The sequence below is a fragment of the Pseudomonas sp. JQ170C genome (genome assembly GCF_035581345.1).
GTDB lineage: Bacteria > Pseudomonadota > Gammaproteobacteria > Pseudomonadales > Pseudomonadaceae > Aquipseudomonas.
The window spans coordinates 3,167,698-3,182,382 of the sequence record NZ_CP141608.1; the positions used below are offsets into that span (position 1 = coordinate 3,167,698).

Here is a 14,685-nt window from a genome sequence, read left to right on the forward strand (position 1 = left end):
GGCGCGCTACTCGCCGCAGTAGCGCTCCATCAGTTCGCCCATGCGGGCCAGGTACTCGCCACGGCCCAGGTGCAGGACGTGGTTGCCGGCAAACCAGTGCAGCGCGCTGCCCGGCCAGTGCCGGTGCAGCAGCCGCAGGTGGCGCGGCATCGTGACCCGGTCCCCGGCACCGCCAATGATCAGCATGCGTTCGCCGTCCAGGCACGGGGTGTAGGTCAGGGGGTTGTGCACCGCCAGCAGGCCGCGCATTTCGGCCACGCCGATGCCCTGGCTGCGCATCAGCCGCGACAGCAACAGCCCGGTGGGCTGCCACTCAAGGAACACATCGACCGGGCTGACTGCAGGCACGATCGGCACGCACCAGGCCAGCCGCGGGTCGACGGCCGCCAGCAGCGCTGCGGTATAGCCCCCCAGGGAAATGCCCGTCACACCGATCTGGCCGACACCGCGAGCCTGCAGATAATTGATGAACACCCGCAGGTCATGCACCGCATGCAGCGGCGCCTCGTTAAAGGCGACCAGGCCGTTGCCGAACAGCCCCTGGCCACTGAACCAGTTGCCCGGTTCGGCGCGCAGGCCGTGGTGCGGGTAGGTGAACAGCAGGATGTCATAGCCGCGCCGATAGAAACCGGCCAGCGACAGCGCGCGGGCATTGAGCCAGTGCGGGTCGGCGGCGAAGCCGTGGATGACGATCAGAGTCGGTCGCGGCCGGTCGCCGTGGCACCAGTGCTGGGCATGGGCGAAGGCGTTGCGCTGCATGGCCTCGAACTGCGGGCGGGCGAACGGATTGAGCGGTCGGAACGGGCTTTCAAAGCGTAACTGCAGGCGGCGGATGCCGTTGTCGGGCAACGGCCGCTGGGAAACGACGATGTCATCGGGCGGCGGCAGGAATACCCGCGAGGCGTCTGCGGCGCGGGCCAGGGGTTCGTAGAAGCGCAAGGCCTCGAACTCGCGCTGCAGGCGCCCGGGCCTGGACAGCGTCGCCAGGGCGCTGGCCGCCACGGTCGCCGACAATGAGGTGCGCATCACCCGTTCGATGGCCGCGCTGCCACGGATTTTCACCGGGTGGCGGGCATCCAGTTCGGTGCCATCGGCCTGGCGCGAGAAGTCTTCGGCCAAACGTTCCCACCAGGGCGCGGATGAACCTCCTGGCCCTGTGTCACTCACGCACTGCTCTTTACTCAACACAAAGACTCCTTCGCTGGCCGAGGACCGGCTTCGCACCGCGCCCTCCGATAACCGCCAGCATAAAGACCCGCCTACCCCGCGTTCCCCCCCATTTGCAGGGGGACGGCCCCACGGCGAATCGACCAACCTGCCTGCATCGACCTTCGTCGCATTGACGGGGCCCGTCCGAGCACGCGGTTCAGCTCCCGGGATTCAGCCAGTCCACCTCCACCACCCTGCGAGAGCTTTCACGATGAGCAAACTGAGCGGGCAAGACGCCCTGTTCCTGAACGTCGATCGTCCCCATGCCGCGTCGCACTGCACCATGATCTACATCTACGACCAGTCCACGGTCGAGGGGCAACGCCTGGGCTTTCGGCAGATCGTCCAGCATATCTGCGAGCGTCTGGACGTCTCGCCGGTGTTCAAGCGCAAGATCGTCCAGGTGCCCTTCGGCCTGGGCTACCCCTACTGGGTGGAGGATGACCTGTTCGACATCGACTTCCACGTTCGCCATTTCGCCCTCCCCAAGCCCGGCGACTGGCGCCAGTTCTGCATCATGGTGTCGCGCATCCATGCCCGCTCCGTGGATCTGTCCCGGGCGCCCTGGGAGATGTACGTGATCGAGGGCCTGGACAACATCGAAGGCATCCCCAAGGGCAGCTTCGCCATCCTCACCAAGTCTCACCATGCCGCCATGGACGGCGCCGCCGCGGCCGAACTGACCTGGGCCCTGCATGATCTGGCCGGCGCCCAGGGCAAGCCGGTTGCCGTGGTGGACAAAAAGCCCGCGCCGGCGAGCGTGCCGCTGCGCTGGCGCCCGCTGGACACCGTCAGCCGTATGCTCACCGACAACATCACCGCCTCCGCCCGCATGGCCAGGCCCCTGGTGCGGGTGCTGCCCAAGCTCACCGTGGCCAGCCTGCGCAAAGTGGCGCATACGGTGCTGGGCCGCGAAGGCGGCGCACCGCGCACCCGCTTCAACAGCAACGTGGTGTCCAGCCGGGTCTGGGATTCGGTCACACTCGAGCTGGCCGTGGTGAAACAGATCAAGAACCTGGTACCGGGCGCGACGGTCAACGATGCGGTCCTCGCTCTGGTCGGCGGGGCGATGCGTCGCTACCTGATGGCCAAGGATGAACTGCCCGAGAAGTCATGCGTGACCCTGGCACCGGTCAACACCCGCCAGGGCAATGAATCCGTCGCCGCCGGCAATACGGTGTCGATGCTCACCTTCCCATTGGGCACCGACATCGAGGACCCGCTGGCCCGCTTGCAGGCGCTGCAGGCCGCCACTTCGCAATCCAAGGCAATCCAGAATGCGGTAGGCGCGAGCGACCTGACCAACCTGCAAAAATTCGCGCCTCCGGCCACCCTGGGCCTGGCCGGGCGCCTCGCGACGCTGATGGGGATGGGCGGCAAGGGCCCGGTGGTGCTGCACAACTGCATGGTGACCAACGTCCCGGGCCCCAACGTGCCGCTCTACATGCTCGGCGCCAAGCTGGTGTACTGGTGCGGCGTGGGCCCGCTGGTGGATGGCCTGTCGCTGATCTGGAACCCCACCAGCTACTGCGACAAGATGTTCATCTCACTGACCAGCTCACCCAACGTCGTTCCCGACCAGGATTTCCTTGCGCAGTGCCTCAGGGATTCCTATGAGGAAATGCAGGCGCTGGCCAACGCCGCCGCGCAGACGCTGCCCAAGGCGGCGAAACCGCGTCGTGCCGGCCGACGCGCTGCCGCACCCACGCCCGACGACAGTCAGACGCTCTAGCCGTGAGCGCCCTGCCCGCCTGCGCAGTGCAGACGGGCAGGACGCACTCAGGAAACCGACCTGGCCTGATCCTTCCAGTACTTGTCACGCACCTGGCGGCGCAGCACCTTGCCCACCGGGCTGATCGGCAGCTCATTGACCAGCACCACCGACTTGGGCGCCTTGAAACGTCCCAGCCGGGCCTTGACGTGCTCGATCAGCGCCTCCAGCGAAGGTTGCGTACCAGCCCTGGCCACCACTTCGGCATGCACCGCCTCGCCCCATTGCGCGTGGGGAATGCCCACCACAGCCGACAGCGCCACGTCCGGATGGGCATTGAGCGCCGCCTCCACCTCGACCGCATAGACGTTGAAGCCGCCGGTGATGATCATGTCTTTCTTGCGATCGACGATGAACAGATACCCCTGCTCGTCGATGTAGCCCAGGTCACCCGACTTCCAGAAGCCCTCGGTGAACTCGGCCGCGGTCGCTTCGGGGTTGCCGTGGTAGCCGCCGATGGTGGCCCGGCTGCGCAGCCACACTTCGCCCGTGCCGCCCGCGTCGAGCTCAAAGCCGTGCTCGTCGACGATCATCACCTCGACCCCTGGCGCCACCCGGCCGGCCGACGCCAGCCGGCCCGCTTCGCTGGCCAGCAAGTGGTCGGCTTTGCCCAGGGTCGCGACCGGCTGCAGGCACTCGGTGGCGCCGTAGATCTGCACAAAGAGGTTGCCAAAGCGTTGTTGCAACTGCGCAAGCCTGCTCGGGCTCATGGGCGCAGCGCCGTAGTAGACGGTCTGCAGACTGGAGAGGTCATGATCGGTGGCGGCCGGCAGGTCCAGCAGGCGATACAACAGGGTCGGCACCAGCGAGCCGACCGTCACCCGTTCGGCCTCGATGTTGCGGCACCACAGGGCCAGGTCCGGGGCGTTCTGGGTGAGCGTGCAACCGCCGCGGAACAGGGTCGCCAACAGGCTCAACCCCGAGCCATGGCTGATCGGCGCCATGTGCAGCAGGCGGGTTGCGGCATCGAAGGCCTGCTCGCTCTCGGCATAGAACGCGTCACGGCAGGCCAGCCAGTTGTCCAGGGTGTACTGGGCGCACTTGCTCTTGCCGGTGGTGCCGCCGGTGAAGCGGTAGACCAGGACGTCCTCGCGCGTATCACTCTGTATGCCCGGGTCGTGGTCGCCGATGCCCTCCAGCAGCGCATCGAAACTGTACAGCCCCTCGCGTGGGACAGCCGGCGGGTCCATGCACACCACCGTAATGCCTGCGGCGTGCAGCCAGTCGAAGTAGCGCTCGAGCAGCAGGTTCTCCAGGAACACCACCTTGGGCCGCAGCAACTCGACCTGGGCCCTGTGCTCGTCCTGCGCGTCACGCAGGTTGGTGTAGGCCACGGCCGCCTCGCCCTTGAGCGCGGTCCAGGTGTGCAGCAGCGACAGGTTATCGTTCTCCAGCATGCACAGGTAAACGTCACCGCGCCTGAGCTGCAGCCGCTCGCGCATCATGTTGACGATTCGGTTGGTCAGCCGGTGAAGCCCGGCAAAGCTGTAGCGGCGGTTGCGCTCGATGTTGACCAGCGCCTCATGATCGCCGTAGCGAAGGGCGAGCTGGGCGAAGGTGCGTGCGAAGTTCATCTTCATCAGGGGCCTCATGCGGGTTATGAGCCCCGGCGTCATTGCCGGGACGCCACTCGTTGACGCGGCGCGCGGCGTCGCCATCGGGGTGGTAGGCATGGCAGGTGCCAATCACCCAGTGATCCGGCATCTTGAAATCCGGATCAGTCGCGGCACGCTCGCGCAGGCGCTTTTGCATCACGGGGGCCAGGGTCTGGATGGCGGTGGTTGCCATCGGCCCGAGCATTTCGGTGAGGTGGGTACAGCCCTTCAATCCGCCGACACGTTCTGCGACCCGCTGCTTGAAGCCAGGGCCGATGCGCAGCCCCACCAATGCCGCGTAGGCCCGGTTGACCTGACCGCACACCGGTGTGGGCGCCTTTTCGGTAACGGCGGTGAGCTGGCGGATTTCCATGTTCAGGTCGAGGGTCATGGTGATGCGCATGTAATGCAGCACACCATCGGCGGGAACCGTGTTGTAGACAAACTGGGTGGCGATGCCTTTGGTATCGAGCAGGCATCCTTCGATATCGAACAGGCCATCCTCGCGCTCATAACCGCTGCAGACCACCTTGCGGGTGTGCAGCAGGCGTCGCTTGGGATGACCGGAAATGGGCACTGCCATGGCCATGCACTCCAGCAAGGCGGAGCGCCGAAACGCCCCGCCGGGTTCTCAGACGTTACCCAGGCCACCGCCGCAGACCAGGACCTGGCCGCTGACGTAATCGGACTCCGGAATGCAGAACAGGTACACGGCACCGGCCGCTTCCTCGGTGTTGCCCGGACGCCCCAGCGGAATCATGCTCTTGGACTGCTCGACAATCGCCGGGCTGATGCCCACCTTGATCTCGCGACCTTCGATGTTGATGAAATGCGGATCGCCTTCCACCGGCTGCGTCTGGCGGGTTTCGATGTGGCCGAAGGCAACAGCGTTGACGGTGACCTTCATGCGTCCCCACTCCTTGGCCAGGCACTTGGTCATGCCCAACACGCCGGCCTTGGCCGTCGAGTAGTTGACCTGGCCCGGGTTGCCGCCCGCGGAGGTGGACGCGATGTTGACCACCTTGCGATTGACCACGCGACCTTCGGCGGCCTCTTTCTTGGCCATGGCGCTGATGATCGGCTGGGCAGCACGCAGGATGCGGAACGGCGCCGTGATGTGGCAGTCGATGATCGCGTACCACTGCTCGTCGCTCATCTTCTGGATCACGTTGTCCCAGGTGTAGCCGGCGTTGTTGACGATGATGTCGATGGTGCCGTAGTTGTCGACGGCGGTCTTGACGAAGCGGTCGGCGAAATCCACCGCAGTGACGCTGCCCACGCAGGCAACGGCTTCGCCGCCCAGGGCACGGATTTGCGCAATCACTTCTTCAGCGGGGCCCGCGTCCAGGTCGTTGACCACCACGCGCGCGCCGTCACTGGCCAGTTTCAGCGCGACACTGCGCCCGATGCCACGACCGGAGCCGGTGACCAGGGCAACTTTGCCTTCGAGCTTTTTCATGGGATGTTCCTTGTTCTTGTTGGGTTCAGGTCAGTGCCACGGTGGCTTCGCCGACCAGTTTTTCGTCGCCGTATTGATTGACGCAGCGAATCGCCAGGCGCGCGCGCCGTTCACCCTCGACCTCGATCAGGTCAATGACCGTGCCGTGGCAGGTGGGGACATGCCCCAGATGGGTGATGCCGGTGAAGCGCACCGCCAGGCTGCGGATCTGCTGTTGCGGCACCCAGCCGGTGAGCAGGCGGCCGAGGTAGGCCACCGAGAGCATGCCGTGGGCGAACACATCGGGCTGGCGGGCCTTGCGGGCGAAATCCAGGTCGATGTGGACCTGGTTGTGATCCCCCGACGCCCCCGCATACAGCGCCAGCGTGGTGCGATTGACAGCAGGCAGGACCAGGGGCGGCAGCTCGTAGCCGATCTGCACGTCACGCAACCGGGATAGATTCATGGCGGACTCCTCAGCGCTGCACGAGTGATGAACGGATGTCGGCGATGTGCCGACCTTCCTGGTTGGTGACGCGGGTCTGTTGCACCACGAAGGTCAGCGCCCCGCCTTTTTTCTCGTAGACATCCACCACCCGGGTATCGAAGGTGAGCACGTCGCCGGCATAGGCCAGCGCGTGATAGTCGAAACCCTGCTCGGCGTGCAGGATGCGCCCCAGGTCGAAGCCGAAAATATCCTGGACGATATGGTCGCTGTCGCGCCCCTCGGCTTCCAGGCACATCAGGAAGCTGGGCGGTACCGGCAATGAGCGGTGCCCGGCTTGTCGCGCGGCGTCTTCATCGGTGTACACCGGGTCGGTCTCGCCGATGGTCTTGGCAAAGAAACGCAAACGACCCTTCTCCACTTCGCAGTGGGTCACGCCCAATGATCGGCCGATCAAACTTTTGTCTGCCATCTCACACCGTCCTGTCCGTCAGAGAAAGGACGCGCCCGCAACGGGCGCGCCGTGCCATCAGCCGTGGCCGAACAGCGTCACGATGCCCGCGCCGCCCAACCCCAGGTTGTGCTGCAAGGCGTGGCGGATGTTTTCCACCTGGCGCTTGTCGGCGGTGCCGCGCAGCTGATGGGTCAGCTCGTAGCATTGGGCCAGGCCGGTGGCGCCCAGTGGGTGGCCTTTGGAAAGCAGGCCGCCGGACGGGTTGATCACCACTTGCCCACCATAGGTGTTGTCACCGTCCATCACGAACTTTTCGGCTTCGCCTTCAGGACAGAAACCCAGCCCCTCGTAGGTCAGCAGCTCGTTATGGGCGAAGCAGTCGTGCAGCTCGCAGATGCGGATCTCTTCCGGACCGACGCCGGCTTTCTCGTACACCTCTGTCGCTGCCTGACGAGTCATGCCGACCCCAACGATGCTGATCAGCGAAGGCGGATCGAAGGCGTGCGGCTGATCGGTCACCAGCGCCTGGGCCAGGATGCACACATCGGTACGCAGGCCGTGCTGCTTGGCGAACCGCTCGGAAACGACGATGGCCGCCGCGCCCCCGCAGGTCGGTGGGCACGCCATCAGGCGGGTCATGACGCCAGGGAAAATCACCTGGTCGGCCATGACGTCTTCGGTGGTGAGCACCTTCTTGAACACCGACAGCGGATTGTTGGCGCCATGGCGGCTGGCCTTGGCGCGAATGGCGGCGAAGGTTTCCATCTTCGTGCCGTATTTCTCCATGTGCTCCTTGCCCGCACCGCCGAAGAACTTCAGGGCGTCCGGCATTTCACGGCCTTCAGGGAAGATCGCGTCGGCCACTTCATGGCCCTTGCCGTAGGTGATCGGGCGGTCGAGCCAATGGGACTTGAGGGCACCGGGTTGCATCTGCTCGAAGCCAAACGCCAGGGCGCAGTCCACGGCGCCGCTTTCCACGGCCTGGCGCGCCAGGTAGAGCGCGGAAGAACCGCTGCCGCAGTTGTTGTTGACGTTGATCACCGGAATGCCGGTCATGCCCACTTCATACAGCGCCGACTGGCCGCTGGTGGAGTCGCCGTACACGTACCCGGCGTAGGCCTGTTGCACCTTGCGGTAGTCGAGGCCGGCATCCTGCAGTGCCTGGCGAATGGCTTGTGCGCCCATTTCGATGTAGGTACCGCTCTGGCCGGGTTTGGCAAACGGGATCATGCCGACACCGGCAACAATTACTTTCTGCGACATCACTTTCTCCAAGGTCAGTGTTCAAGGCCTGTGCTGCACGCCCAGGTTGAGAGGCGAACGCAGCCAACCGTGGGTCGATGGTCACGCACAGCGCCGCACCGCATGCCCCCCCCGGTGGAGGGGGCACGGGCGTCATCGCGACGGCATCGCGGGGAGTCGACGGGCGGGGGGTATCCCCCCCCACTGGAGGGGGAGGCACAAAGGACGGCGGCGGTAGCGTGGCGTGGCGGTACACCAGAACAACAAGATCAAAGGGGTAACCAACACGTGACTTTCGCAAGACATATGAGCTCCCGACGCCAGTGGCCCTCAACCACCTTGCCCATCGAACTGCGCCCTCACCTGCTGGCCCTGGCCGTGGGCCTTGGGACGTGCACCGGTGCCAATGCCCTCGACTTCCAGATCGGCGAGATCGAAGGGCAGTTCGATTCGTCCCTCTCCGTTGGTTCCAGTTGGGCGGTACGCGGACCGGACCCCACCTTCATCAACGCCGGCAACACCCTGGGCCTTCGCGGTGAGTCGGCTACCCGCACGGCGGATGACAACCGGCAGAACTTCAAGAAGGGCGAAACCTTCTCGAAGATCTTCAAGGGCGTGCATGACCTTGAACTCAAGTACCGTGACAGCGGCGTGTTCGTGCGCGGCAAGTACTGGTACGACTTCGAGCTCAAGGACGAACACCGCCTGTTCTATGACATCGACGACAGTGGCCGCGAAGACCTGGCCAAGTCGTCCGGCGCCGAATTCCTCGACGCATTCGTCTATCACAACTACAGCATCGGCGAGTTGCCGGGCAACGTGCGCCTGGGCAAGCAGGTGGTGAGCTGGGGCGAGAGCACCTTCATCGGCAACTCGATCAACAGCATCAACCCCATCGACGTGGCCGCCCTGCGCCGCCCCGGTGCCGAAGTGAAGGAAGGCCTGATTCCGGTCAACATGCTCTATGTCTCCCAGGGCCTGTCGGAGAACCTCACCGTCGAAGGCTTCTATCAGATCACCTGGGCCAACTCGGTGGTCGACAACTGCGGCACCTTCTTCGGTTCCGACCCCCTGCCCCAGGGCTGCAACGATCGCCTGGTGTTCGCCGGCCCCGACCTGGCGCCGGGCGTGGCCAACAACACCGCCACCGCCGCGCAGATTCTTGGCGGGCGCGTGGTGGATGATGTGTACATGCCGCGGGTCAAGGACAACGACCCACGCGACAGCGGCCAGTTCGGTATCGCCTTGCGCTGGTTCGCACCGCAGCTGCACGACACCGAGTTCGGCTTCTATGCCATGAACTACCACAGCCGCAACCCGTACCTGAGCTTCAAGCAAACCACCGTCGCGCCCATCACCGCGGCCCAGGTCGGCGCCCTGCCTGCCGCGGCGCGTCCCCTCGGCGTGGCCCAGAACCAGTTCGACCGGGTGCGTGCCGCCCGTTACTTCATCGACTACCCCGAGGACATCCGCCTGTACGGGTTGAGCTTCCAGACCACGGTGGGCGAAACCTCCGTGGGTGGCGAACTGAGCTACCGCCCCAACATGCCGCTGCAAATCAACACCGCCGACCTGAACCTGGCGGCCATTCAGTCCACCGACACCGACTTGCGCACCCAGACCTCGCCGCTGTTCACCTCTGGCGAAACGGCGCAAGCCCTGGGCGGTGACCTGCCGGGCTACAAACGCATGCCGGTGATGCAGGCGCAGGTGACTGCCACGCAGTTCTTCGACCAGGTACTGGGCGCCAGCCGCCTGACGCTGATAGGCGAAGTGGGCTACAACCGCATCAACGGCCTGGGCTCGGCCGACGGCACCGACGTGCGCTTCGGCCGCAGCCCGGTCTACGGCGCCGGCGAGTTTCCGGGCAGCCAGAACGCAAGCGTCTGCGCCACCGCCACCAACCCGCAACTGGAGTGCAACAGCCACGGCTTCTACACCACCGACTCCTGGGGTTATCGGATGCGGGCCAAGCTGGACTACACCAACGTCGTCGCCGGTATCAACCTTTCTCCGAACCTGGCCTGGTCCCACGACGTGGACGGCTGGGGGCCGAACTTCGAGGAAGGCGCCAAAGCCGTCAGCGTTGGCGTGGATGCCGACTACCTCTCCACCTACACCGCAAGCCTGAGCTACACGGACTTCTTTGGCGGCCAATTCAATACCACCACCGACCGGGACTACGTCTCGCTCAGCTTCGGCGTCAACTTCTGAGGCGCTACAGACAGAGGGTAATTCCATGAAAGCAAGCACGATCATCACCGGCGCGGGCCTGACGCTCGCCCTGCTGGCCAGCAGCGTCATGGCCGCCGTCAGCGAACAGGAAGCGGCGCAACTGGGCACGACCCTGACGCCACTGGGCGCGCAGAAGGAAGGCAACGCCGACAAGAGCATTCCCGCCTGGGACGGCGGCCTCAAGCCTGGCGCGGCAGCCGTGGACAGCAAGGGTTTCCTGGGTGACCCGTTCAAGAACGAGAAGCCGCTGTTCACCATCACCGCGGCCAATGTCCAGCAGTACAAGGACAAGCTGACCCCCGGCCAGCTCGCCATGTTCCAGCGCTATCCGGACACCTACAAAATCCCGGTCTTCCCGACCCACCGTACCGCTGCGGCGCCGGTGGGCATCTACGCGGCGGCGAAGAAAAGTGCGGTCAATGTGCAGTCGGTCAACGAAGGCACCGGCCTGAGCAACTTTTCCGACTCGCGTTACTACGCCTTCCCGATCCCCAAGAACGGCGTTGAAGTCTACTGGAACTACGTGACGCGTTTTCGCGGCGAGAACGTCGAGCGCTGGTCGGTCCAGGCGGTGCCGCAGGTCAATGGCGACTACACCATCGTCGAGACCCACGACCAGAACAGCTTCCCGCAGTACATGGATGGCGTGGACCTGCAGGCCGAGAAAAACATCCTCTATTACTACATCTTCGCCGTGAACGCGCCGGCGCGCCTGGCCGGTACGGTGTCGATGGCCCATGAAACCATCGACCAGGTCACCGAGCCGCGCAAGGCCTGGACCTACAACGCGGGCCAACGCCGTGTTCGTCGCGCGCCACAACTGGCGTACGACGCCCCGGGCCTTGCCTCGGACGGCATGCGCACGTCCGACAACGCCGACATGATGAACGGCTCTCCCGATCGCTATGACTGGAAGCTGATCGGCAAGAAGGAGATGTACATCCCGTACAACAACTACAGGCTGCAGTCGCCGAGCCTGAAGTACGCGGACATCATCAAGCCTGGTCATATCAATCAGGACCTGACCCGTTACGAGCTGCATCGTGTGTGGCATGTGCAGGCGACCTTGAAGGCCGGCCAGCGGCACATTTATGCCAAGCGCGATATGTACTTTGATGAAGACACCTGGACGCTGGCCGAGGTGGATCATTACGACGGTCGCGGGCAGTTGTGGCGGGTGGGTGAGAACTATACCTACAACAATTTCGAGAAGGGTTTGAATGCGCCGGCGGCGCAAGGGTTCTATGACTTGCTGGCCGGTCGTTACATTGTCGCGACCTTGAGCAATGAGGCGAAGCTGGCGCCGCAGTACGGGAATCGGACCAAGCTGGCGGATTTCACGCCGGCGGCGTTGCGCAATGCGGGTATTCGGTGAGGTGATTGGCGGTGATTGAGTAGACGCCCCGCTTGCGGGGCGTTTTTCGTTGGGTTGGTTTGGGATTGTGTTGGTGTTTGTGTTGTTGGTGTTGGTGTTGGTGTTGGTGTTGGTGCTGGTGCTGGTGCTGGGGGTCTATCCGTTTCATGCGGCGACGCTGCCGGCCCCTTCCGCCCTTACGGCGGCCTACTTTTCTCTGGGGAAAAGTAGGCAAAACCACTCGCTCCTGCATACGGCCCTACGCTGCGCTCCGGGTCCCCTCGCTCCGGCGCCTTCCGGGGCCACGCGGCCTACGACTTGCTTCGCCAAGTCTACGTCTCGCGTCTTCGGCTACGCCGAAGGTGCTGCGCACTGCCCCTACAGGCACCTCCACTCGGCCTCCTGAAGTCGCACTCCGCGGCGTCTGAACTTTCGTGCATGAAGATCAAGATCTAGAGCAGGGTCCCACCTGTGGGAGCGGGCTTGCCCCGCGAGAGGTCATTGCGGCTTGCTCAGATGATGTTGCCTGAACCACGACCGCTACGCGGCCGATCGCAGGCTGGCGCCAGCGGCTACGGAAGCGGGTTCTCCCCGCATTCAGCATCCTGCGCATCTCGGGGCAAGCCCGCTCCTACCGGGCGTAATCCTGTGTGGGGCTTGCCCCGCGAGAGGCTATTGCGGCTTGCTCAGATGATGTTGCCTGATCCACGACCGCTACGCGGCCGATCGCAGGCTGGCGCCAGCGGCTACGGAAGCGGGTTCTCCCCGCATTCAGCATCCTGCGCATTGCGGGCAAGCCCGCTCCTACCGGGCGTAATCCTGTGGGAGCGGGCTTGCCCCGCGAAAGGTCATTGCGACTTGCTCAGATGATGTTGCCTGAACCACGACCGCTACGCGGCCGATCGCAGGCTGGCGCCAGCGGCTACGAAGGCGGGATCTCCCCGCATTCAGCATTCTGCGCATCGCGGGGCAAGCCCGCTCCTACCGGGCGTAATCCTGTGGGAGCGGGCTTGTCCCGCGAGAGGCCATTGCGACTTGCTCAGATGATGTTGCCTGAACCACGACCGCTGCGCGGCCGATCGCAGGCTGGCGCCAGCGGCTACAAAAGCGGGCTTTCTCCGCATGAAGCATCCTGCACATCACTGGGCAGACATGGAAACGCCGGGATAGCGTATCCCGGCGTTTCCCTTACTTACTCAAAAACAACTTTGCAGCGACTCGCGTCCCATCCCTCGATCTGCCCCTGGTAACGGTCCTCGATCAGGCTCCGGCGTATCTTCAAGGTTGGCGTCAGCAGCGCATTCCCGACAGTCCAGGGCTCTGCAACGACCACCAGACACCCCAACTGCTCATGTGACTCAAACTGCGCGTTAACCTCCGCCAGGAAGACCTCAAGCTCAGTCGCCACCTTGTCGCGCCCCTCGGCCGTGGCCAACGCTGCCCGGGTATCGGGCGACACATTGAGCATCGCCAACGGCTGCGCCAGCCCCACACCCGTGACGCAGGACGCCTCGATACGCGGGTGATTGCCCAGCTTGGCCTCGATCGGCACCGGCGCCACGTACTTGCCCTTGGCCGTTTTGAACAACTCCTTGACCCGCCCGGTAATACGCAAGCGCCCCTGTTCGTCCAGTTCGCCACGGTCACCGGTGCAGAACAAACCGTCGGCGGTGTAGCTCTCGGCAGTCAGTTCAGGGCGTTTGTAGTAGCCCAGCATCTGCGCCGGGCTCTTCACCAGGATTTCGTTGTCGTTGCCGATCCGGCACTCCACCCCGGGGATCGCCGCGCCAACGTAGCCGACGCGCACCTGGCCCGGCAGGCTGAAGTGCGAGGTGCCGAAGTTCTCCGACATGCCATAGCCCTCAAGCAGCTCAAGGCCCAGCTCGCGGTACCACTCCATCACCTTGACCGGCAGCGGCGCCGAGCCGGACAGGCCGGTATGCACCTGGTCAAGCCCAAGGGCCGAGAGGATCTGCGCTTTCATCAGCTTGCCTTCCACCGGGTCGGCGAAGGCGGCGGCCTGTTTGGCAGGGTCGATCCGTTCGTTGATGCCCTGATAGAACTTGCCCCACAGGCGCGGCATCGACAGGAAGATGGTCGGACGTGCGCGGCGCAGGTCTTCGCTGAAGGTTTCCAGCCCCAGGTTGAAGAACACCCGGCAGCCGCTGTACAGCGACACCGCTTCGACCACTGCCCGTTCGGCGGTATGGGCCAGCGGCAGGTAGGACAGCAGCCGGTCGCTGCTGCTGGTGCCCTGGCCATTGGCATACATGCAGCCCGTCACCGCCGGAGCGGCGTACATCGCGCCGAAGCTGTGCATGACGCCCTTGGGGTCGCCGGTGCTGCCCGAGGTATAGATGATGGTGGCGAGATCGCCCGGGGCAGGCTCGACCACCGCGTGCAGCGGCGCCTGACGCTGGACGATGTGCGCCCAGGATTCCCCCTTGCCGCAGCCGGACATCGGCAAGTCGATCAGCGGCAAGTCGGCGGGGACCGCGGCACACACCGCGTTCCAGCCCGCCGCGTCGCCTTCCAGGCGACCGACGAACAGCAAGCGTACTTCAGCGTGCTCCAGCACGTAGCGCACCGTGTCGCTGTTGGCCGTGGTGTACAGCGGCACGCTGACGTGACCGGCCATCCAGATCGCCAGGTCGGCGATGATCCAGTGGGCCGTGTTCTTACCGTACAGGCCAATGGAGGATTTGGCCGGCAAGCCCAGGCTCTGCAAATGCGTGGCCATGCGCCGCGCCTGGTCGCCCACTTCGCGCCAGCTGTAGTCTTGCACGCTGCCATCGGGCAGGGGCTGTGTCAGGTAGATTGAATCTGGCGTGCTGTGCTCCCAGTGAAGGAAGCGATGCAACAGTGTCGAATGCTTATTGTTGTTGTACATGACAGATCCTGCATTTGAAGGGCGGTGTTCACCCGTTGAAATTATGCTGTTC

General features: G+C 64.5%; 11 protein-coding genes. 3 read left to right on the top strand and 8 right to left on the bottom strand.

Features of this window, described 5'->3' with window-relative positions:
• Positions 1-6: 6 nt before the first annotated feature.
• On the bottom strand, positions 7-1,119 hold the full coding sequence (locus tag U9R80_RS14460) for an alpha/beta hydrolase family protein (protein WP_301837588.1): 1,113 nt from the start codon (positions 1,117-1,119) through the stop codon (positions 7-9).
• 301 nt (positions 1,120-1,420) lie between these two features.
• On the opposite strand from U9R80_RS14460, the gene U9R80_RS14465 reads away from it, so the two are divergent.
• Positions 1,421-2,941: a wax ester/triacylglycerol synthase family O-acyltransferase gene (locus U9R80_RS14465; RefSeq protein WP_301837587.1), complete on the top strand. Its 1,521-nt coding sequence runs from the start codon at positions 1,421-1,423 to the stop codon at positions 2,939-2,941.
• A gap of 47 nt (positions 2,942-2,988) precedes the next feature.
• Here the strand turns inward: U9R80_RS14465 and U9R80_RS14470 are convergent, their stop codons facing one another.
• From U9R80_RS14470 to U9R80_RS14495, 6 genes are read right to left on the bottom strand one after another with little or no spacing between them, the layout of a single operon-like run.
• A complete protein-coding gene (locus U9R80_RS14470) occupies positions 2,989-4,560 on the bottom strand; it encodes a class I adenylate-forming enzyme family protein (protein ID WP_301837586.1) in 1,572 nt (523 codons plus the stop codon).
• Positions 4,502-5,158, bottom strand: coding sequence for a DUF2889 domain-containing protein (locus U9R80_RS14475; RefSeq protein ID WP_301837585.1), 657 nt, complete (start codon positions 5,156-5,158; stop codon positions 4,502-4,504). Before U9R80_RS14475 ends, U9R80_RS14470 begins: the two co-directional genes overlap by 59 nt.
• A gap of 48 nt (positions 5,159-5,206) precedes the next feature.
• Positions 5,207-6,034: an SDR family NAD(P)-dependent oxidoreductase gene (locus U9R80_RS14480; protein ID WP_301837584.1), complete on the bottom strand. Its 828-nt coding sequence runs from the start codon at positions 6,032-6,034 to the stop codon at positions 5,207-5,209.
• A gap of 25 nt (positions 6,035-6,059) precedes the next feature.
• Positions 6,060-6,479, bottom strand: coding sequence for a MaoC/PaaZ C-terminal domain-containing protein (locus U9R80_RS14485; RefSeq protein ID WP_301837583.1), 420 nt, complete (start codon positions 6,477-6,479; stop codon positions 6,060-6,062).
• Between the two features lie 10 nt (positions 6,480-6,489).
• Positions 6,490-6,930 carry a MaoC family dehydratase N-terminal domain-containing protein gene (locus U9R80_RS14490; protein ID WP_301837582.1) on the bottom strand — a complete coding sequence of 147 codons (441 nt, stop codon included), beginning with the start codon at positions 6,928-6,930 and terminating at the stop codon, positions 6,490-6,492.
• A 57-nt stretch (positions 6,931-6,987) separates the two neighbouring features.
• Complete coding sequence (locus tag U9R80_RS14495; protein ID WP_301837581.1) at positions 6,988-8,175, bottom strand: lipid-transfer protein; 1,188 nt, start codon at positions 8,173-8,175, stop codon at positions 6,988-6,990.
• Between the two features lie 285 nt (positions 8,176-8,460).
• On the opposite strand from U9R80_RS14495, the gene U9R80_RS14500 reads away from it, so the two are divergent.
• Both U9R80_RS14500 and U9R80_RS14505 read left to right on the top strand, forming a co-directional pair.
• Positions 8,461-10,368, top strand: coding sequence for a DUF1302 domain-containing protein (locus tag U9R80_RS14500; protein ID WP_301837580.1), 1,908 nt, complete (start codon positions 8,461-8,463; stop codon positions 10,366-10,368).
• Positions 10,369-10,393: 25 nt separating this feature from the next.
• A complete protein-coding gene (locus U9R80_RS14505; RefSeq protein ID WP_301837579.1) occupies positions 10,394-11,764 on the top strand; it encodes a DUF1329 domain-containing protein in 1,371 nt (456 codons plus the stop codon).
• A 1,171-nt stretch (positions 11,765-12,935) separates the two neighbouring features.
• Here U9R80_RS14505 and U9R80_RS14510 read toward each other — a convergent pair.
• Complete coding sequence (locus U9R80_RS14510) at positions 12,936-14,633, bottom strand: AMP-binding protein (protein WP_301837578.1); 1,698 nt, start codon at positions 14,631-14,633, stop codon at positions 12,936-12,938.
• Positions 14,634-14,685: the final 52 nt, after the last annotated feature.

What these genes read in the sequence shown, in the direction of transcription:
- U9R80_RS14490 (WP_301837582.1), bottom strand. Translation starts at nt 6,930, where the DNA reads ATGGCAGACAAAAGTTTGATCGGCCGATCATTGGGCGTGACCCACTGC.
- U9R80_RS14510 (WP_301837578.1), bottom strand. Translation starts at nt 14,633, where the DNA reads ATGTACAACAACAATAAGCATTCGACACTGTTGCATCGCTTCCTTCAC.
- U9R80_RS14500 (WP_301837580.1), top strand. Translation starts at nt 8,461, where the DNA reads ATGAGCTCCCGACGCCAGTGGCCCTCAACCACCTTGCCCATCGAACTG.
- U9R80_RS14495 (WP_301837581.1), bottom strand. Translation starts at nt 8,175, where the DNA reads ATGTCGCAGAAAGTAATTGTTGCCGGTGTCGGCATGATCCCGTTTGCC.
- U9R80_RS14485 (WP_301837583.1), bottom strand. Translation starts at nt 6,479, where the DNA reads ATGAATCTATCCCGGTTGCGTGACGTGCAGATCGGCTACGAGCTGCCG.
- U9R80_RS14470 (WP_301837586.1), bottom strand. Translation starts at nt 4,560, where the DNA reads ATGAAGATGAACTTCGCACGCACCTTCGCCCAGCTCGCCCTTCGCTAC.
- U9R80_RS14505 (WP_301837579.1), top strand. Translation starts at nt 10,394, where the DNA reads ATGAAAGCAAGCACGATCATCACCGGCGCGGGCCTGACGCTCGCCCTG.
- U9R80_RS14480 (WP_301837584.1), bottom strand. Translation starts at nt 6,034, where the DNA reads ATGAAAAAGCTCGAAGGCAAAGTTGCCCTGGTCACCGGCTCCGGTCGT.
- U9R80_RS14465 (WP_301837587.1), top strand. Translation starts at nt 1,421, where the DNA reads ATGAGCAAACTGAGCGGGCAAGACGCCCTGTTCCTGAACGTCGATCGT.
- U9R80_RS14475 (WP_301837585.1), bottom strand. Translation starts at nt 5,158, where the DNA reads ATGGCAGTGCCCATTTCCGGTCATCCCAAGCGACGCCTGCTGCACACC.